18 protein-coding genes are annotated in these 18,615 nt (G+C 72.8%); 12 read left to right on the forward strand and 6 right to left on the reverse strand.

Going from position 1 to position 18,615, the window contains the following annotated elements:
* The first annotated feature begins 92 nt into the window (after positions 1 to 92).
* The gene (ftsH, locus tag IF01_RS0134575; protein WP_030397568.1) at positions 93 to 2,144 is read left to right on the forward strand and encodes an ATP-dependent zinc metalloprotease FtsH; all 2,052 of its coding nucleotides are present in this window, start codon (positions 93 to 95) and stop codon (positions 2,142 to 2,144) included.
* A 119-nt stretch (positions 2,145 to 2,263) separates the two neighbouring features.
* Entirely contained in the window at positions 2,264 to 2,869 is a 606-nt protein-coding gene (gene folE / locus IF01_RS0134580) for a GTP cyclohydrolase I FolE (protein WP_030397569.1), read from the forward strand.
* A gap of 53 nt (positions 2,870 to 2,922) precedes the next feature.
* Here folE and IF01_RS0134585 read toward each other — a convergent pair whose 3' ends face one another.
* Positions 2,923 to 3,711, reverse strand: coding sequence for a ferritin-like domain-containing protein (locus tag IF01_RS0134585; RefSeq protein WP_030397570.1), 789 nt, complete (start codon positions 3,709 to 3,711; stop codon positions 2,923 to 2,925).
* 126 nt (positions 3,712 to 3,837) lie between these two features.
* Entirely contained in the window at positions 3,838 to 4,992 is a 1,155-nt protein-coding gene (locus tag IF01_RS0134590; protein ID WP_030397571.1) for an alpha/beta hydrolase, read from the reverse strand.
* Between the two features lie 379 nt (positions 4,993 to 5,371).
* Here IF01_RS0134590 and IF01_RS0134595 point away from each other — a divergent pair, with 379 nt between their 5' ends.
* From IF01_RS0134595 to IF01_RS0134625, 7 genes are all read left to right on the forward strand, one after another.
* Positions 5,372 to 7,210 carry a phosphatidylglycerol lysyltransferase domain-containing protein gene (locus IF01_RS0134595; RefSeq protein WP_078880556.1) on the forward strand — a complete coding sequence of 613 codons (1,839 nt, stop codon included), beginning with the start codon at positions 5,372 to 5,374 and terminating at the stop codon, positions 7,208 to 7,210.
* Positions 7,211 to 7,363: 153 nt separating this feature from the next.
* A complete protein-coding gene (gene folP / locus IF01_RS0134600) occupies positions 7,364 to 8,236 on the forward strand; it encodes a dihydropteroate synthase (protein ID WP_030397573.1) in 873 nt (290 codons plus the stop codon).
* A 24-nt stretch (positions 8,237 to 8,260) separates the two neighbouring features.
* The gene (locus IF01_RS0134605; protein ID WP_078880557.1) at positions 8,261 to 8,761 is read left to right on the forward strand and encodes a nuclear transport factor 2 family protein; all 501 of its coding nucleotides are present in this window, start codon (positions 8,261 to 8,263) and stop codon (positions 8,759 to 8,761) included.
* A 257-nt stretch (positions 8,762 to 9,018) separates the two neighbouring features.
* Positions 9,019 to 9,378 (forward strand): dihydroneopterin aldolase, encoded by a 360-nt coding sequence (gene folB, locus IF01_RS0134610; protein ID WP_030397575.1) that lies wholly within the window; start codon positions 9,019 to 9,021, stop codon positions 9,376 to 9,378.
* A gap of 61 nt (positions 9,379 to 9,439) precedes the next feature.
* Positions 9,440 to 10,039, forward strand: coding sequence for a 2-amino-4-hydroxy-6-hydroxymethyldihydropteridine diphosphokinase (folK, locus tag IF01_RS0134615; RefSeq protein WP_030397576.1), 600 nt, complete (start codon positions 9,440 to 9,442; stop codon positions 10,037 to 10,039).
* 251 nt (positions 10,040 to 10,290) lie between these two features.
* The gene (locus tag IF01_RS0134620) at positions 10,291 to 10,785 is read left to right on the forward strand and encodes a DUF3180 domain-containing protein (RefSeq protein ID WP_030397577.1); all 495 of its coding nucleotides are present in this window, start codon (positions 10,291 to 10,293) and stop codon (positions 10,783 to 10,785) included.
* Positions 10,786 to 10,907: 122 nt separating this feature from the next.
* Positions 10,908 to 12,227 carry a hypothetical protein gene (locus IF01_RS0134625; protein ID WP_030397578.1) on the forward strand — a complete coding sequence of 440 codons (1,320 nt, stop codon included), beginning with the start codon at positions 10,908 to 10,910 and terminating at the stop codon, positions 12,225 to 12,227.
* Between the two features lie 199 nt (positions 12,228 to 12,426).
* Here IF01_RS0134625 and IF01_RS0134630 read toward each other — a convergent pair whose 3' ends face one another.
* Positions 12,427 to 13,002, reverse strand: a complete 576-nt coding sequence (locus IF01_RS0134630) for a TerD family protein (RefSeq protein WP_030397579.1) — start codon at positions 13,000 to 13,002, stop codon at positions 12,427 to 12,429.
* Between the two features lie 116 nt (positions 13,003 to 13,118).
* Positions 13,119 to 13,607 carry a hypothetical protein gene (locus IF01_RS0134635; RefSeq protein WP_030397580.1) on the reverse strand — a complete coding sequence of 163 codons (489 nt, stop codon included), beginning with the start codon at positions 13,605 to 13,607 and terminating at the stop codon, positions 13,119 to 13,121.
* Positions 13,608 to 13,685: 78 nt separating this feature from the next.
* On the opposite strand from IF01_RS0134635, the gene arfB reads away from it, so the two are divergent.
* Positions 13,686 to 14,120: an alternative ribosome rescue aminoacyl-tRNA hydrolase ArfB gene (gene arfB / locus IF01_RS0134640; protein WP_030397581.1), complete on the forward strand. Its 435-nt coding sequence runs from the start codon at positions 13,686 to 13,688 to the stop codon at positions 14,118 to 14,120.
* A 53-nt stretch (positions 14,121 to 14,173) separates the two neighbouring features.
* Here arfB and IF01_RS0134645 read toward each other — a convergent pair whose 3' ends face one another.
* Positions 14,174 to 14,701 carry a flavin reductase family protein gene (locus IF01_RS0134645; RefSeq protein ID WP_030397582.1) on the reverse strand — a complete coding sequence of 176 codons (528 nt, stop codon included), beginning with the start codon at positions 14,699 to 14,701 and terminating at the stop codon, positions 14,174 to 14,176.
* 395 nt (positions 14,702 to 15,096) lie between these two features.
* Here IF01_RS0134645 and IF01_RS0134650 point away from each other — a divergent pair, with 395 nt between their 5' ends.
* Positions 15,097 to 16,941, forward strand: coding sequence for a GGDEF domain-containing protein (locus IF01_RS0134650; protein WP_030397583.1), 1,845 nt, complete (start codon positions 15,097 to 15,099; stop codon positions 16,939 to 16,941).
* A 160-nt stretch (positions 16,942 to 17,101) separates the two neighbouring features.
* Entirely contained in the window at positions 17,102 to 18,091 is a 990-nt protein-coding gene (locus IF01_RS0134655; RefSeq protein WP_055731143.1) for a carbohydrate-binding protein, read from the forward strand.
* A 100-nt stretch (positions 18,092 to 18,191) separates the two neighbouring features.
* Here IF01_RS0134655 and IF01_RS0134660 read toward each other — a convergent pair.
* On the reverse strand, positions 18,192 to 18,615 hold a 424-nt coding region (locus IF01_RS0134660; protein WP_157855433.1), incomplete at its 5' end, for an amidohydrolase family protein.

Genomic DNA, 18,615 nt, shown 5'->3' on the forward strand with positions numbered 1-18,615 from the left:
CATGAGCACTGACTGACCGAATGCGCCGGTGGCCCACAGCCCCGCGGCGCCGTTGAGTGGCAGGAGGGACGGGGCGGCAACGCCCCGCATGGATGGACGTTAAGCGATACTTCCGTGCGCCGATCATGTGGATCGTGCTGGCCGTCCTCGCCGTCATCGTGCTGATGCAGGTCGTTTCGGATTCGAACGGCTACAAGACGGTGGACACCGGGCAGGTCGTCGCAGCGATCGACGCGAAGCAGGTCAAGTCGGCGCAGATCACCACGGGTGACTCGAACACGATCAAGATTCAGCTCAAGGACGGCGCGAAGCTGCCCGCAGTGGGCACCGGCAAGCCGCAGTCCGGCAGCAAGTTCCAGGCCTCCTACATCGGGGACCAGGGCGTCGGCATCGCCGACAAGCTGCAGGCGCAGATCAACGACAACGACCAGAGCACGCTGACCGAGGGCTACACCGTCAGCCCCGAGAAGCAGAGCACCCTCGTCAGCCTCCTGCTGTCGATGCTGCCGATCGTGATCATCGTGCTGGTCTTCCTGTTCCTGATGAACCAGATGCAGGGCGGCGGCTCGCGCGTCATGCAGTTCGGCAAGTCCAAGGCGAAGCTGCTCACCAAGGACACCCCGAAGACCACCTTCTCCGACGTCGCTGGCGCGGACGAGGCGGTCGAGGAGCTCCACGAGATCAAGGAGTTCCTCCAGGAGCCGGCCAAGTTCCAGGCCGTCGGCGCCAAGATCCCCAAGGGTGTGCTGCTCTACGGCCCGCCCGGGACCGGCAAGACCCTGCTGGCGCGCGCCGTCGCGGGCGAGGCCGGGGTGCCGTTCTACTCGATCTCCGGTTCCGACTTCGTCGAGATGTTCGTCGGTGTCGGCGCCAGCCGGGTCCGCGACCTCTTCGAGCAGGCCAAGGCGAACGCCCCGGCGATCGTCTTCGTCGACGAGATCGACGCCGTCGGCCGGCACCGCGGTGCGGGTCTCGGCGGCGGCCACGACGAGCGCGAGCAGACCCTCAACCAGCTGCTGGTCGAGATGGACGGCTTCGACGTCAAGGGCGGCGTCATCCTGATCGCCGCCACCAACCGCCCGGACATCCTGGACCCGGCGCTGCTGCGCCCGGGCCGCTTCGACCGTCAGATCGCGGTCGAGCGCCCCGACCTCCAGGGCCGTCTGGACATCCTCAAGGTGCACCAGAAGGGCAAGCCGATCGCGCCCGACGTCGACCTCTCGGCCGTCGCCAAGCGCACCCCCGGCTTCACCGGTGCCGATCTGTCGAACGTCCTGAACGAGGCGGCGCTGCTGACCGCCCGCTCGGACAAGAAGCTGATCGACAACAACATCCTGGACGAGGCCATCGACCGCGTCGTGGCGGGTCCGCAGAAGCGCACGCGGATCATGTCCGACCGGGAGAAGAAGATCACCGCGTACCACGAGGGCGGTCACGCCCTGGTCGCGGCGGCCTGCCAGTACAGCGACCCGGTGCACAAGATCACGATCCTGTCCCGCGGCCGGGCCCTCGGCTACACCATGGTGCTGCCGGAGGAGGACAAGTACTCCACCACCCGCAACGAGATGCTCGACCAGCTGGCCTACATGCTGGGCGGGCGCGCGGCGGAGGAGCTGGTCTTCCACGACCCGACCACCGGTGCCTCGAACGACATCGAGAAGGCCACCGCCACCGCGCGGGCCATGGTCACCCAGTACGGCATGACCGAGCGCCTCGGTGCCATCAAGTTCGGCAGCGACGCCTCGGAGCCGTTCCTGGGCCGTGAGATGGGCCACCAGCGCGACTACTCGGAAGAGGTCGCCGGGCTGGTCGACGAAGAGGTCAAGAAGCTCATCGAGAGCGCGCACAACGAGGCCTGGGAGATCCTGGTCGAGAACCGCGACGTGCTCGACAACCTGGTCCTGGAGCTCCTCGAGAAGGAGACCCTCAACAAGGAGCAGATCGCCGAGATCTTCGCGCCGATCGTCAAGCGCCCGACCCGTCCGGCCTGGACCGGCTCCGCCCGTCGGACGCCGTCCACCCGCCCGCCGGTGCAGTCGCCCAAGGAGCTGGCGCTCACCAACGGCGCCAGCGCCACCGAGGCCGCTCCGGCCGACGTGGTCAAGCTCCCGCAGCTGCCGGTCGAGCCGCCCACCGAGGGCTGATCAACCGCTCAACTGCGCGCATGGCCGGAATGGATGCCGCGTCACTAGGGTTTGTACCCTGGAGGCGCGGCATCCGTGCTGTTCAACCCCGTGTTCGCCAACGAGTTAGCGAGGCCCGCATGATCGACCCGGTGACGCTCGACGGTCCCCCCACCGTCGGCACGTTCGACCAGAAGCGGGCCGAGAACGCGATCCGTGAACTCCTGCTCGCGGTCGGTGAGGACCCGGACCGCGAGGGCCTGCTGGACACCCCCGCCCGGGTGGCGCGGGCCTACAAGGAGATATTCGCGGGCCTCTGGCAGGAGCCCGAGGACGTCCTGACCACCACCTTCGACCTCGGCCACGACGAGATGGTGCTGGTCAAGGACATCGAGCTGACCTCCGTCTGCGAGCACCACCTGGTGCCGTTCCGGGGTGTCGCGCACGTCGGGTACATCCCGTCCCCCAGCGGCAAGATCACCGGCCTGTCCAAGCTGGCCCGGCTGGTCGACGTCTACGCCCGCCGGCCGCAGGTGCAGGAGCGGCTCACCAGCCAGGTCGCCGACGCGCTGATGCGGATCCTGGAGCCGCGCGGCGCGATCGTGGTCGTGGAGTGCGAGCACATGTGCATGTCGATGCGGGGCATCCGCAAGCCCGGCGCCAAGACCATCACCTCCTGCGTGCGCGGACAGCTGCGCGACCCGGCCTCCCGGGCCGAGGCGATGAGCCTCATCATCGGGCGCTGACCGGGTCGCGACGGCTCCGCACGGGCGGCCGGGGGGGCCGCCGGGGGGTGTGCTCAGAGCGGCTCGGGCCCGGCGTGCGGCGGGGCCGGGGTGCCCAGCGCGTCGCGCCGGGCGGGCATCCGCAGCCGCACCATCCGCCGCCAGCCGTACAGCAGGTCGTAGAGGTAGAGCACGTGCAGGCCGGCCGTGACCACGGCCAGCTGCCAGCGCGGCCAGGCGAGGATCCGGGCCATCCGGGACGTCACCGCCAGCCCGACGTCCCGGTGGGTGCGGATCTCGCCCCGGGCGCAGGTCTCCAGGACGTGCCGGATGTACGGCCCGTGGCCCGCCGCGGACAGCCGCAGCAGCTCCTCGTGGCAGTAGGCGAGATGGTTGTCCTCGTCCGCCGAGATCATCCGCATCGCCCGGCCGAGGTCGGGGTTGTCCCCGTACACCTTGACCAGCTGGCGCATCTGCTCGGCCGCCCGCTGCTCGGTCACCCGGCTGTGCGCCAGATAGGTGATGATCTCGCGCTCGGTCAGCGGGATGTCCGTGGTGAGCCGCTCGTGGGCGAGGCCGACGCCCTGCCGCTCCAGCAGCATGCAGTAGTCGGCCTCGGCGGGGACGTCGACCTTGGGCAGGCCGCGCTTGTGCAGCAGCTGGGTGAAGATCCGGCCGTGCTTGCGCTCGTCGGCGCCGTGCCGGGCGATCTTCGGGGCGAGGACCGGGTCACGGGTGAGTTCGGTGATCCGCTCGTTCTCCCAGCCGCCCTGGTCCTCGCCGCCGGCGGCGATGCTGCAGAACAACTGGTAGGCCTCGTCGTTCCGGTAGATCTCCTCGAAGAGCGATCGGGTACTGAGCATGGGGCCTCCTGCCCGGATCAGGGACCGCCCCGGCGGTCGGCCGGGGCGGTCGCGATACGTCCCCCGCGGCGGCGCGCGCTGCGCCCGACCCGCCGGTAATCACTCAGGTGTCCTAGCGGCAGGGCGTCAGCCGAGGTGGTTGCCCACCCACTCCAGGGTGGCCGGCAGCTCGCGGATCCAGCTGTCGAAGTTGTGGCCGCCGTCGTCCAGGTACATCGACTCCACCTGGAACTGCGGATTGCCGGCGGCCACCTGCTGGGCCAGCTCGACGAACTGGACCGTCTGCGGGTAGTCGGCCTCCTTGCGGGTGGAGACCACCAGCATCGACAGCGGCGGGGCGGGCAGGTTCTGCAGCCGCCAGGTGAGGTCGCTCTGCTCGGTCAGCGTCCGGTCCCCGCCGAACAGGCTGCCGCCGGTGAACTGGTCCTCGACGACCTTGACGTCGCCGTGCAGTCCGGCGGTGACGCCGAACACGTTCGGGAAGCGCATCGCCAGCCGGAACGCGCAGCTGCCGCCGGTCGAGTAGCCGAAGACGGCCCAGGAGGCGGGGGAGCGGCCGATCCGGTAGGCGGAGTGCAGCGCCTCGGGGACGTCCTTGGTGAACCAGGTCTCGGTGCGGGGCCCGCCGGCGACGTCCACGCACTCGGTGTTCCGCGGCGGGTTCAGGGTCGGGCGGGACAGCACCACGATGGTCGGCTGCATCTTGCCGGCCCGCTGGAGCTCCACCGCCTGCTGGACGACCGGCAGCTCCTTCATCAGATTGACCGTGATGCCGGGGTAGCCGGCGATCGCCAGCATCACCGGGAACCGGGTCAGGGCGAGCTTGGGGTCGAAGTACTCCGGCGGCAGATAGACGAACATCTGGTCGGACAGTCCGGTCTCCTTGCCGGTGATCCGGACCGACTCGACCCGGCCGACCTCCTCGGGCGGCCCCTTGGGCAGGTCCCCGACCGTCTCCATGCCGCCCTCGTTGGTCGGCTGGACCAGCGCGTCGCCGACCGGCGCGCCGCCCTTGCGGGCCTCGTTGCTGGTGAGGGCGAGCTTGGTGCCGCCGGAGCCGAGCAGGTCGTCCCAGGAGGTGTAGAACCCGAAGGAGTTGTTGACGCTGAGCGCCAGCACCGACACCAGCACCACCTGAGTCAGCGTCAACAGGCCGACCCGGCCGAGTACCGGGAGTGGGCGCTGCCTGGCCAGCCGCGGCCACAGCCACAGGGTGATCACGAGCGCGGCCGAACCCAGGGCAAGCAGCGAGTTCATCAGCGCGTCGCTGGTCAGTTCCATGCTGTCGGCCTTCCGGTGGGACACTGACAGTGCAGGTTTCATCGTCTGGCGGTGCGTCAGCCCGGGCCACCGCGGCTAGGCTGTCCGGACGCCGGGACGGGCCCGGGATCCCGGTGGCGCTCGCGCGCAACCGACGCCCTAAAATGCGGCGTCCACCGTACGTAGCACGTACGCGGGGGCTCGTCGCGCCACGCGGCGAGGGGCCCCCGGCACCCACCCCTCGGCTCAATTTCGCAGCGCCCCCGGGGCGCCGGTTTACCCTTCGTTGCCGGTTCCTTGGTGTGCGTCTTGCCAGATGAAGGAAAACGCATGAAGGTCCATCACGGCTCCCACCCCGGAGTGACCGGAGACCCCGCGACAGCCTCTACGCTGAACTCCTATGAGCGTTCCCGTGTCCGTTGAGCCGAGCCCCGAGCAGCCGCAGCGCCGTCGCGGCCTGCAGACGCTTCGTACCCAAGCGGCCGCCGTTCCGAGGGCCTGGCTCCCCGGTGCGGTCGGCTACGCCTGTCTGCTGATCGGACTGGTCGACATCGCCAGCGCGGTGTTCCCCAAGCTCCGGCACACCAAGGTGCACACCTTCGCCGGGCAGCTGCCGGGCGGCACCACGACGCTGGCCGCGGCCGGCACCCTGATGATCGGCCTGCTCCTGGTGCTGCTCGCGCACGCGCTGCGCCGGCGCAAGCGGCGGGCCTGGCGGGTGGTGTGCGTGCTGCTGCCGGTGGGCGCGGCGCTGCACCTGCTGCGCTGGCACCAGCTCGGCCCGGCGGTCATCTCGCTGGTGCTGTTCGTGGTCATGCTGGTCCACCGGCGCGAGTTCTACGCCAAGGCCGACCCGCGCACCCGCTGGCGCGCGGTGGTCAACCTGGTCGTCCTGGGTGCCGTGAGCGTGCTGATCGGCCTGCTGATCGTCAGTACCCGGACCAAGTACGAGCTGGGGCACCCGGGCCTGGACCAGCGGCTGGAGCACGTGCTCTACGGGCTGTTCGGCTTCGAGGGGCCGGTGCACTACAACTCGGACCGGATGGAGGACCTGGTCGGCTACCTGCTCGGCGCGATGGGGCTGATCACCGCCTTCACCACCACCTACCTCGCGCTGCGGCCGGAGAAGCCGAAGCCGGAGCTGACCGCCGAGGACGAGGTGCGGGTCCGGGCCCTGCTGGACCGGCACGGCGAGCGGGACTCGCTCGGCTACTTCGCGCTGCGCCGGGACAAGAGCGTGCTGTTCTCGCCCACCGGCAAGGCGGCGATCTCCTACCGGGTGGTGTCCGGCGTGATGCTGGCCTCCGGCGACCCGGTCGGTGACGTCGAGGCCTGGCCGGGCGCGATCAAGGTGTTCATGGCCGAGGCCCGCGAGCACGCCTGGGTGCCGGCCGTGATGGGCTGCAGCGAGGTCGGCGGCGAGGTCTGGACCCGGGAGGCGGGGCTGGACGCGCTGGAGCTGGGCGACGAGGCGATCGTCGACACCGCCTCCTTCTCGCTCTCCGGGCGGGCCATGCGCAACGTCCGTCAGATGGTCAAGCGGATCGAGCGCAACGGCTACTCCTGCCAGGTCCGCCGGGTCTCCGAGCTCGGCTGGGAGGAGCGGGAGCGGATCGCCGACGCGGCGGCCCGCTGGCGCGGCACCGACACCGAGCGCGGCTTCTCGATGGCGCTCGGCCGGTTCGGCGAGCCGGGCGACGACGCCTGCGTGGTGGTCACCGCCCACAAGGCGCCGGAGGAGGGCGAGAGCGGCGACGACCTCAAGGCGGTGCTGCACTTCGTCCCCTGGGGCGAGGACGGCATCTCGCTGGAGCTGATGCGCCGTGACCGGGCTGCCGACCCGGGCCTGAACGAGCTGCTGATCGTCGCCGCGCTCCAGGCCGTCCCGGCGATGGGGGTGCGCCGGGTGTCGCTGAACTTCGCGATGTTCCGCTCGGCGCTCGCTCGCGGCGAGCGGATCGGCGCCGGGCCGGTGCTGCGCGCCTGGCGCGGGCTGCTGGTGTTCCTGTCGCGCTGGTTCCAGATCGAGTCGCTGTACAAGTTCAACGCGAAGTTCCAGCCGGAGTGGGAGCCGCGCTTCCTGGTCTTCCCGAACACCAGGGACCTGCCCAGGATCGGCTTCGCGGCGATGCAGGCGGAGGCCTTCATCACCCTCGGCATGCCGCGCTTCGGCCGCAGGCCGCGGCGCCAGGGGCTGCTGCCGGCGGGGGCCAGGCCGGAGGTCACCGAGGCCGCCTGAGCCGGGCGCACGGCCGCCGGCCCCCGTCGAGGACCTCCTCGGCGGGGGCCGGACCGTTGTCCGGGACAGCGGCGGCCCGGGCCCGGGACGGGTGCGCTCCGGGCCGGGGGCGGGTGCCGGGTGGCCCGGTCCGGGCCACCGGATAATGGGGGCATGAGCAATTCGGTGCCCTACTCGCTGCCCTCCGGACTGCCGCGGCTGGACCGCTGCGCGGTCATGGGCGTGGTCAACGTGACCCCCGACTCCTTCTCGGACGGCGGGCTGTGGCACGACCCGGCCAAGGCGATCGCCCACGGCCTCGCGCTGCGCGCCCGGGGCGCCGACCTGGTCGACGTGGGCGGCGAGTCCACCCGGCCGGGATCGCAGCGGGTGCCGGAGGAGGAAGAACTGCGCCGGGTCGTCCCGGTGGTGCGGGAACTCGCCGCCGCCGGGGTCGCGGTCTCCGTCGACACCATGCGGGCCTCGGTGGCCGAGCGGGCGGTGGAGGCCGGCGCGCTGCTCGTCAACGACGTCTCCGGGGGACTGGCCGACCCCGCGATGGCCCGGGTGGTGGCCGCTACCGGCGTGCCCTTCGTGGTGATGCACTGGCGCGGGCAGTCCGCCGACATGGACCGGCTGGCCGTCTACGACGACGTGGTCGCCGACGTGGTCGGCGAGCTCACCGCCCGGGTGGAGGCGCTGGTCGCCGCCGGGATCGACGAGCGGCAGCTGATCCTCGACCCGGGGCTCGGCTTCGCGAAGACCGCCGAGCACAACTGGGCGCTGCTCGGCCGGCTCGACGCCCTCACCGCGCTCCGCCGTCCCGTCCTGGTCGCCGCATCGCGCAAGCGGTTCCTGGGTACGCTGCTGGCCGACCCGGAAACCGGGGAACTGCGCCCGGCCCGGGAGCGCGACGACGCCACCGCCGCGGTGTCGGTGCTGTCGGCGGGAGCCGGGGCCTGGGCGGTGCGGGTGCACGACGTGTCCGGGACGGCGGACGCCGTCCGCGTGGTCGCGGCCTGGCAGCGCGCGGCCCGGCAGGGGTGATCGCTTGGCGAAGACGGGAGGGTCATGGCAGGTGACGGCAGGTTGAGCGGGGAGACAGCGGGCCGACGGTCCACCGAGGCGGACCGCGAGGCGGCCCTGGAGGCCAACCGCGCGCTCTACGAGGCACTGGAGAACGGCGACCAGGAGGCGGTCGAGGACGCCTGGCTGGGCGCCGGCGAGGCGGACGACAAGGGGGGCGTCGTCTGCGTCCACCCGGGGTGGCCGGTGCTGCGCGGGCGGGCCCAGGTGACCCGCTCCTACATGCTGATCATGGCGAACACCGAGTACATCCAGTTCATCCTCACCGACGAGGAGGTGGAGGTGCAGGGCGATGTGGCCCTTGTCACGTGCACCGAGAACATCCTTTCCGGCGGCGAGGCGGAGGAGGAGGGCGAGCTCGGTCCGCTGGTCGGCGGAAAGGTCGTGTCGACCAATCTCTTCCGGCGCACTCCGGCCGGGTGGAAACTGTGGTCGCACCACGGTTCACCCGTTCTGACCAGCGCCGACGAGGACGACGAGGACTGATTCCGGGATCCGGGCGGAAATCCGGGGGAAACGGCCCCGGCCGGTGGCCGGGGAATTCCCGGCAGGTCACCTAACGTTCACGTCAATCGCCAATGCGGCGTGCGTGGCGACGGTTCGTGCCGGGTAGGACGGTCGGGTGTTGTCGGCGCGCGCGGGTAGATTCGAAAAGGTCAGCGGCGGGCGCGACGCCCGTCTCCGCCCTGCCCGCCGTTCTCGTCCGGGTGGGGCCCGTCCGACTTGGAGCAGTGATTCGTTTGCTGGACCGCGTCACTCTGCGGGGCCTGCGTGCCCGCGGCCACCACGGTGTTTTCGAGCGTGAGCGGGCCGAGGGCCAGACCTTCGTGGTCGACCTGGTGCTGTTCCTGGACACCCGTCCCGCCGCCGCCGGCGACGACCTGACCCGCACGGCGCACTACGGCATCGTGGCCGAGGAGGTCACCGGGATCATCGCCGGCGAGCCGGTCGAGCTGATCGAGACCCTGGCCCAGCGGATCGCGGACCAGTGCCTGAAGCACGAGCCGGTGCAGGAGGTCGAGGTGACCGTGCACAAGCCGGACGCGCCGATCACCGTGCCGTTCGACGACGTGACCGTGACCATCCACCGGGCCCGCGGGTGACCCGTACCGCCTGCCCGGTGTCCGCCGCAGCGCGGCCCGTCTCAGCCCTAGGGGAAGTGCGATGACCACCAGTGACCCGACCGCCGCGCCGAGCACCTTCGACCTGGAGCAGCGGGTCGACTCGGCCGACACCACCCTGCACAGCCAGCGCTGCGCGGTGATCGCCCTCGGCTCCAACCTCGGCAACCGCCTGGACACCCTCCAGGGGGCCGTGGACGCCCTCGCGGACACGCCCGGGCTCAGCATCAAGGCCGTCTCCGCCGTGTACGAGACGGACGCCGTGGGCGGCCCCTCGGAGCAGCCCGCGTACTACAACGCGGTGGTCGTGCTCCGCACCACGCTGCCGCCCCGCGACCTGCTGGAGCGCGGCAACGCGATCGAGGACGCCTTCGGCCGGGTCCGCACCGTCCACTGGGGACCGCGCACCCTGGACGTCGACATCCTGGCCTACGAGGGCGTCGTCAGCGAGGACCCGGAGCTGCTGCTGCCGCACCCGCGCTCGCACGAGCGCGCCTTCGTGCTCGCCCCCTGGCTGGACGCCCAGCCGGAGGCCGAGGTGCCCGGGCACGGGCCGGTCGGCGCGCTGCTGGCGGCCCTCGGCGGCCCGGACGCCCAGGGTGTCCGCCGTCGCGAGGACATCCGGCTGACCCTGCCGGAGTAGGTCGGCGCCGGGCCGGGTCCGGGTCCGTGCCGCGGGCGGGGCTCCTCGGCCGCGACGGGCCGGAGGGGCCGGGGAACTCGCACGGGGCCGTCGGGCGTACCCATGGTGTCGGCCCCGGCCCGGGGACCCCTCCGGGCCGGGCCCGGTACGGTGGCCTGACGCCGTCGCACCGGAGCCCCGGGGCGGGCGGCTCCGTCGTCGCCCGCCACGTGTCGCCCGTCGCCCGCCGTCCGGGAAAGGACCCCGTCCGAGTGAAGCTGCTTCGCCTCCGTCTGCTGGTCGGCATCACCGTCGTCACGACGGCGCTGTCCTGGGCCGGTGCCAAGCTCTGGGCGTCCCTGGACACCCTGCCCGCGGTGCCGGGCGCGGCGCCGGTGGTGCTGGCCGCGGTGGCGGTGATCCTGCTGGCGACCGCGATCTCGCTGCGCTCGCGGCTCAAGGCGGCACGCGAGCGGCAGCCCGGCGCGAAGCGGGTGGACCCGCTGGGCGCGGCCCGCGCGGTGGTGCTCGCCCAGGCCAGCGCGCTGGTGTCGGCGGTGGTCACCGGGATCTACGCCGGTGCCGGGATCCAGCTGCTGGGCGAACTGGACGTGCCGGCTCGCAAGGACCAGGCGATCACCGCCGGTCTCGCGGTGCTGGCGGGCGTGGCCGTGATCGCGGCGGCGCTCTGGCTGCAGCACGTCTGCCGGCTGCCGGAGAACCACGACGACCCGGGTGGGCACGGGCCCGCGCCCACCCCCCGCTGACCGGCCCCGTTCCGGTGATCTTGAGTGATTTCCCGGACACGTCCGGTCGGTCCGGCACGGTGTCAAGGGCCGAAGCCGACCCTGGGCTGACACGGCCCCAATTCGCACGCTAGTTTCTTGGCATGTCTCGCGGACGCCACCGTCATTCCTCCGTCCTCGGCCGGGTCTTCCCCCCCACCGCCGCCGGCGTGCTCCTCGTCGCCGCGCTGGGAGCGCTGCTGTTCAGTCAGGACACCGTGCTGGTGCGCTCGGTGGGAGCCGCCGCGGTGCTCGCCACGCTCGGCTTCGCCGTGCTGCTGCGGCAGCGCGACCGGGCCGCCCGGGCGGCGGCCGAGGTCTCGGCGGCGCAGCGGCTCCGGGCCGAGGAGCGGTTCGAGGAGCAGCTCGCCGAGGCGGAGTACGCGGCCGAGGTGGCCGAGGAGCGGGCGACCAGGTTCGGGCGGCGGCTGACCGCCGAGAAGTCCCGGCTGGCGAAGGCCGAGACGGAGATCGCCCGGCTGCTCAAGGAGCGGGCCGTGATGGTCGCCGAGCAGGCGCTCAAGGAGGCCGAGGCGACCCAGCGGGCCCTCGCCGCGAGCCGACCCAAGTACCCGGCCAGTCCGGCCGCCTTCGTCCGCGCCGGGGCCGTCCTGCGGCAGCTGGAGCGGCGGGCGGCGCAGGCGGAGGCGCAGCGGGAGCGGGAGGCCCGGCGGGAGGCGGAGCGCGCCGCCGAGCGGGAGCGTGCGGCGGGTGCGGGGCTCGCGCTGCGGGCCCGTACGGCGCCCGCGACGACGTCCGTGACCACGTCCGCGTCGGCGCCCGCGACGGTGCCTTCGCCGGTGCCCGGGCGGGTGGTCCCGGTGGTGCCGGCCCCGGTCGCTCCCGGGGTGCCCGCGCCCGGCACGGCGCCGTCCTCGCCGTCCGCGTCCGGTGCGGCCACGCCCGTTCCCGCCGCGCCGGCCCGGCCGGTGCTGACGGCGACCGTGGGGCAGCTCGGCGGGGCGCCCGCCGCGCAGCCGGTGCGGCCGGCCGAGCGGCAGCGGCCGCGGCCTGCGGTGCCCGCGACCGCGCGGCCCCAGGGGTTCAGCTTCTTCGGCCGCGGGGCCGGTGGCGGGGCCGGGGTCCGGCCGGCCGCGCCGACGCCGGTGGTGGGCAGCGTCGCGGAGCTCGGCGAGCGGGCCGACCTCGCGGACGTGGTGGGGGACGAGGTGGTCGCCGCCCAGGCGCAGGACCGGACCCGGACTCAGATACAGGCCCAGGCCCAGGCCCAGGTGCAGCCCCAGCCCCAGCCCTTGGCGCAGGACGCGGTGCCGGAGCCGGCGGCCGCGGCCCCGGAGGCCGCCGAGGAGCGGACCCAGGTGCTGCCCCAGGTCGGTCGGACGACCGCCCCCGAGGTGGTCGACCTGACCCCGCACGACGAGACCGAGCAGATCGAGGTGCCGGAGCTCCGCGCCTCCCGCTGAGGCGGCGCGCGCGGCCGGTGCCGAGCGGCGCGGGTGGACGGAGGACCGTCCGCCCGCGCCGCTCCGTCGTTCCGGGCCCGGCGGGGGTTCGAGGACGGGCGCTACGGCCCGGAGGGCGGTCGGGGGTGCCGGGAACGACGCGGCGCCCGCCCCGCCGGGTGGCGGGACGGGCGCCGGAGGGCACCGCGGGGGCGGAGCGTCAGAGCTGGACGCCGAAGTCCTGGGCGATGCCGGCCAGGCCGGAGGCGTAGCCCTGGCCGACCGCGCGGAACTTCCACTCGGCGCCGTTGCGGTAGAGCTCGCCGAAGATCATGGCGGTCTCGGTCGCGGCGTCCTCGGAGAGGTCGTAGCGGGCGATCTCGGCGCCGCCGGCCGCGTTCACCACGCGGATGTAGGCGTTGCGGACCTGGCCGAAGTTCTGCGACCGGGCGACGGCGTCGTAGATCGAGACCGGGAAGGTGATCCGGGCGGCCTCGGCCGGCAGCGTGGCGAGGTTGACGTTGATCGCCTCGTCGTCGCCTGCGCCCTCGCCGGTGCGGTTGTCACCGGTGTGGACGACGGTGTTGTCCGGGGTGCTGGTGTTGTTGAAGAAGACGAAGTGGCTGTTGGACAGCACCTTTCCGTCCGCGTTCAGCACGATGGCGCTGGCGTCCAGGTCGAACTCGGCACCGGTCGTGGTGCGGACGTCCCAGCCGAGGCCGACGGTGACCGCGGTCAGGCCGGGGGCCTCCTTGGTCAGCGAGACGTTGCCACCCTTGGAGAGGCTCACTGGCATGGTGTGTGCTGTCCCTTCGATTGCTGTTGCCGGGGATAACGCGGGAACCGCGAGGGTTGGTTCCGCGCGGCCGGTTTCTTTTCCGCCGCCGCCGGCACGGTTTCGGGTATTCCCCGTCAGACGCGCCGGAACCTGCCCTGGAGTTCCCAGACAACCGGATTGTCGGCGAGATCGGGGTGCATGTCGAAGAGGTCGGCGAGGGTGTCCTGGAGGAAATCCCTGGCCTCGCGGCGCAGATCGCTGTGACGGACCACGACCGGCGGCTCGTCCGGCAGCCAGGTGGCGGTGACCTCGACCCAGTTGAAGCGGCGGGCGAACCGCAGCAGATGGGTGTTCTGGGTGAAGTCGAGGTCGGCGGTCTGCACCCGGGCGGCGCGGCCGCCGTCCGGGTCGCGGTCGAGTTCCTCGACGATGTCGCACAGGGCCCAGGCGAAGTCCAGCACCGGGACCCATCCCCAGGCTGTGGACAGGTCGGATTCCTCGTCCTCGACGTGGACGTCGCCGCAGAACAGGTCGTACCGCAGCTCGCGCGCGCCCGCGGACCGGTAGTCGGTCTGCGGGGGGTCGGGGAAGCGGTTGGAGAGGGAGTAGCCGAGCTCGATCACAGGGACATTGTCGGGGTTGGCACGGGACGGCCGGATAACCGGGTGACCCGGCGTGGTCCGGCGCGGGATGATGGGCCCATGCCTGAGCCCGTTCGCGTACGGGGGTCGGTGGTCGTCCCCGACGCCGAGCTCGTCTGGCGCTTCTCCCGTTCCTCCGGCCCCGGTGGCCAGCACGTCAACACCTCCGACACCCAGGTCGAGCTCCGCTTCGACCTGGCCGCCTCCGCGGCGCTGCCCGAGGTGTGGAAGGAGCGCGCCCTGGAGCGGCTGGCCGGTCGGCTGGTCGACGGCAGGGTGCTGGTGGTCCGGGCCTCCGAGCACCGTTCGCAGTGGCGCAACCGGGAGGTCGCCGCGGCCCGGCTGGCCTCGCTGCTCGGCGATGCGACCGCCCCGCCGCCGAAGGCGCGCCGGGCGACCAGGCCCTCCCGGGGCATGGTCGAGCGGCGGCTCACCAACAAGAAGCACCGCTCCGAGCTGAAGCAGGGGCGGCGCTCCCCGCGCGGCGGGGAGTAGCGGCTGCGGGCGGCGGGCCCGGCCCGTCCGGGACTGTCCGGAGGTGTCCGGGGTCAGCCCAGGGAGCGGTAGCCGCCGCGGAAGTACAGCAGCGGGCGGCCGCCCGGGTCGGGCACCCGGGCCTCCAGGACCCGGCCCAGCAGCAGGGTGTGGTCGCCGGCCGGCATCCGCTGCTCCGTGCGGCACTCCACGGTGGCGAGCGCGCCACTGATCAGCGGGGCCCCGCTGTACGGACCGCGGTGGTGCGGGGCGTCGGCGAACAGCAGCCGGTCGCTGAGCCGGCCCTTCATGGCGAACCGCGAGCCGAGCGCCTTCTGCTCCTCGGACAGCAGCGAGACCGCCCAGGTCTCGGCCCGGGAGAGCACCTCGTCCATCCGGGAGTCCTCGCGGACGGAGATCAGGACCAGTGGCGGCTCCAGCGACACGGACAGGAAGGACGTCGCGGTCATGCCGACGTCCTCGCCGTCGTCCGGGTCGTGGACGGTCACCAGGCTGACACCGGAGGCGAGCTGGGAGAGCGCCGCCCGGAACTCGTCGGGGGACGCTTGGGAGGCAGCTTCGGGCTGCGGGGACGGGTACACGTAGGCACGCTAGCCCGCGACCGGGGGAAACGACATCGGGCCCTGGTCGTAGGACCAGCGACGCAGCGCGGCTCGGTCCGTCCGGGCACCGGGAAGGTTACGGTTCGCGCCCGGCCTCACCCCCAGGAGTGAAGGGGAGGGCCTGCCCGGCGGTCAGTCGGCTACAGCGCCGGGCCATTTCGACCGACCACCGGAAATGTGCCGATGAGGCTTTTTGTCCCGTTATGGGGCAGATGAACCGATTAAGGGTGCATTAGTGTCGTGTGATTTAAGTCACAAGTGCTGACCTATTGCTGACCGAGCGTGCCGAACGCTGTGCTCCCTGTGATTCAGTTCTTCTGGCAATCGGACGATAACCAATCAAGACCTATCCGAAGCAGCCGGGGAGCCCCCGCATGGAAGCCGAGTCGGAGCCTTATGTCCGTCTCGCGACCCTCCGCACCTTGCACCGGGTCGTGGCGGACCTCAACGCTGCCCGCAGCCTGGCGGGAACGCTGCAGGCCGTGGTCGAGGGCGCCGTGCACGGGCTCGGATTCGACGCCGCCGCGGTCAGCCTGGTCCGGCCCGACGGCGACCTGGTGGTGGCGGCCGTCTGGGAGCTGGAGGAGAGCGCCATGGGCGGCCCCTCCGTCCTGCTCGGCCAGGTCGGCTCCCGCGAGTCCTGGGACCGGCTGCTCGGCGTCAGCGACCACTGGGGCACCCTGCGCTTCCTCCCCTACGACCGCGGCTGGGCCGTGGCCAGCGACATCCCGCGCTGGATCGGGGACGGCGCGATGCCGGTCTACGCCAACGACTGGCACCCGGCCGACGGCCTGCTCGCCCCGATGTACAGCGCCGGCGGCGACCTGCTCGGCGTCCTCTCGGTGGACCGGCCGCGCAGCGGCAAACGGCCCGGGGCCTGGACCCGCGAGGCGCTGGAGATGTTCTCCCTGCAGGCGTCCATCGCGATCGGCAACGCCCGGCTGCGCGCCGAGATGCAACGCGCGCTGGCCCGCCTGGAGAAGGAGCAGCAGGCGCTGCGGGCCAGCGAGGAGAGCTTCCGCCAGGCCTTCGAGTACGCCCCCAGCGGGATGGCCATCACCGAACTCCACGGCGCCGGCCGGGGCCAGCTGACCAGGGTCAACGACGCGCTCTGTCGCCTGCTCGGACGCCCCCGGGCGGTGCTGCGCCAGCAGAGCTTCGCCGATCTCGTGCACCCCGACGACCGGACGCTGCTGGAGCGCACCAGCGCCGAGAGCGGCCGGGCGGAACTGCGACTCTCCCGCCGGGACGGCGGGTACCAGTGGGTCTGTCTGCGGAACTCGATCGTGGCCGACGCCGCCGAGGGCCCGAGTTTCCTGCTCACCCACGTCGAGGACATCGAGGACCGCAAGCGGCACGAGCTGCAGCTCGCCCACCGGGCCAGCCACGACGCGCTCACCGGACTGCCGAACGGGGCCGAGCTCAAGGCCAGGCTCGGGCGCCGGCTCTGCGCCCTGTCGCAGGCGGTCGCCGCCGGGCACCAGTCCGCCCCGCCCGGGGACTCCGGCCACGGCGGCGCCGGGTACGCGGCCGCGCTCCGCCCCGAGGACGGCTTCGTCGGGTACCCGGAGCACCTGTTCGGCGACTCCCACCGCACGCCCGGCGGCTACGAGGGCGCGGACCCGGCGCACGGCTACGGCCTCCCGGAGGGCTACCCGGCGGCCGCGTCCATGGGCGCGCCGGACGGGGCGAACGGCTACGGCGACCATGTGCACGCCGTGGTGCCGCCCGACCACGGCCCGGGCGGCGAGATCCGGACCGGTCCGTTCCGTTCGAGCCCCCCGCCCGTCGTGGACAAGGGGCTCGCGGTGCTCTTCTGCGACCTCGACGGCTTCAAGTCGATCAACGACCGGTTCGGGCACAACGCCGGGGACGCCGTCCTGGTCGAGGTCGCCCGCCGGCTCAGCGGGGCCGTCCGGGACGGCGACACGGTGGCCCGGTTCGGCGGCGACGAGTTCGTGGTGCTGGCCGACGGCATCGGCCGCGACGAGGCGAAGGACCTCGCCCACCGGCTGCGCAACGCGATCATCCCGCCGATGCGGATCGACGGCCGGGCGATGCGGGTCGGGGTGAGCCTCGGTATCGGCTGGGCGGGCTGCGGGATGAGCATCGAGGAGGTCCTGCACACCGCCGACGAGCGGATGTACGACGAGAAGCGGGCCCGGGGCGGCGCGGTGCGCGGCGCCCGCGGCGAACGCTCGCACCGGCGGGCAGGCTGAACCGGACTCCCGGGCGGGCGCAAGCTACCCGTGGGTTGTCAAGGGGTCTTTTCGGGGCGTAGCCGACGACAGGTAGTGTTCCGGGGGTACGAGCGACCACGATCAGCGTCCGACGGCACGGCAGTGCGGCGGCGCGACCGCGATGGGGGAGTTGACCACCGTGACCACCGCCGGCAGCAGCGGGGCGCCCCAGGGCCCGGAGGGCGGCGCCCCTCAGGACGACGATCCGTTCGGCTACCTCTACCGTCCGGCCGACGGCGCCTCCGGGCAGCCGGCCGAGCCGCAGCAGGGCGTGCCCCGCACGCCGTACAGCCGCCCGATGGAGGTCGGCCGCGCCCAGTACGGCCAGCCGCCCAGGCCGCAGCAGCCGCAGTCCGGCTACCAGCAGCCCGGCTACCCGCAGGCCCAGCCGCCGCAGCAGCCGTACCCGGCGCAGGGCGACTTCGGTGCCGCCCCCACCCAGCAGACCCGCTACGCCGAGCACTCCCGCCCGCAGCCGGGCGAGGAGCGGCCGAGCGGCGGCGGCCGGGGCAAGGGCGCCGTCATCGGCGCGGTGGCCGTGGTCGCGGCGATCGCGATCGGTGCCGCGGTGGCCCTCAACGGCGGGGGCTCGGACGACACCAAGGACAAGGACACCAAGGGCAGTACCTCGGCCAGTGTCTCGGCGGGCCCGGGCACCGGTACCGGCAGCGCGAACCCGACCGGCTCCGCGTCGGCCACGCCGGCGGCGACCGCCTCCGGTACCGGCGGCCTGGGCCCGGTGGACGCGAGCCAGCTGCAGGCGCAGAACGCGCCGGCCGGCAACACCGTCAAGGGCGCCAAGTCGGCGGACGGCAGCTATCTGACGCTCAACCCGGGCGGGACCATCACCTGGACCGGTGAGCTGGCGACGGCCGGCACCTACAAGTTCACCGTGCACTACAGCAACGCCGCCGCCGACGTGCGGGCGGCGGCGACGGTCAACGGCAAGGACTGGCCGGGCGGACTGGGCTTCAAGAACTACTCCCCCGGCAAGGACCCGGCCTCGTCCTGGTTCAACACCTACATAACGCCGCCGATGGTGGCGGGCCCGAACACCGTGGTGATCTCGGTGCCGGCGGGCAGCGGCACGATCCTGGTCGACCAGGTGCTGCTGGAAGCCACTTCCTGAGGCCTTCCCGGGGCCGGCCTCGGGCCGACCCGGGGCACGACGAACGGCCGCCCGCTCCCCTCGTGGGGGAGCGGGCGGCCGTTCGTCGTGCCGGGAGGGGTCAGACGGTGGTGATCGGGGCGAAGCGGTCGCCGCCGAGGATCCACTGGCCGCGGCGCATGACGGCGACCAGGTCGTACGTGGCGGAGTCGACCACGACGAGGTCGGCGAGCTTGCCGGTCTCCAGGGTGCCGACCTTGTCGGCGAGGCCGAGCAGCCGGGCCGGGACGGTGGAGAGCGACTCCACGGCCTGGTTCAGGCTGAGGCCGTTGACCGTCACCGAGCGCTTGAAGGCGACGTCCAGGGTGAGCGTCGAGCCGGCGATCGCACCGCCCTCGACCAGTCGGGCCACGCCGTCCTTGACCTCGACCTGGAGCGGGCCGAGTGGGTAGAGGCCGTCGCCCATGCCGGCGGCGCCCATGGCGTCGGTGATGAGGGCGACCCGGGAGGCGCCGGCGGTGCCGTAGGCGAGGTCGAGCACGGAG

Source organism: Kitasatospora purpeofusca, from assembly GCF_000718025.1.
GTDB classification, from domain to species: domain Bacteria; phylum Actinomycetota; class Actinomycetes; order Streptomycetales; family Streptomycetaceae; genus Kitasatospora; species Kitasatospora purpeofusca.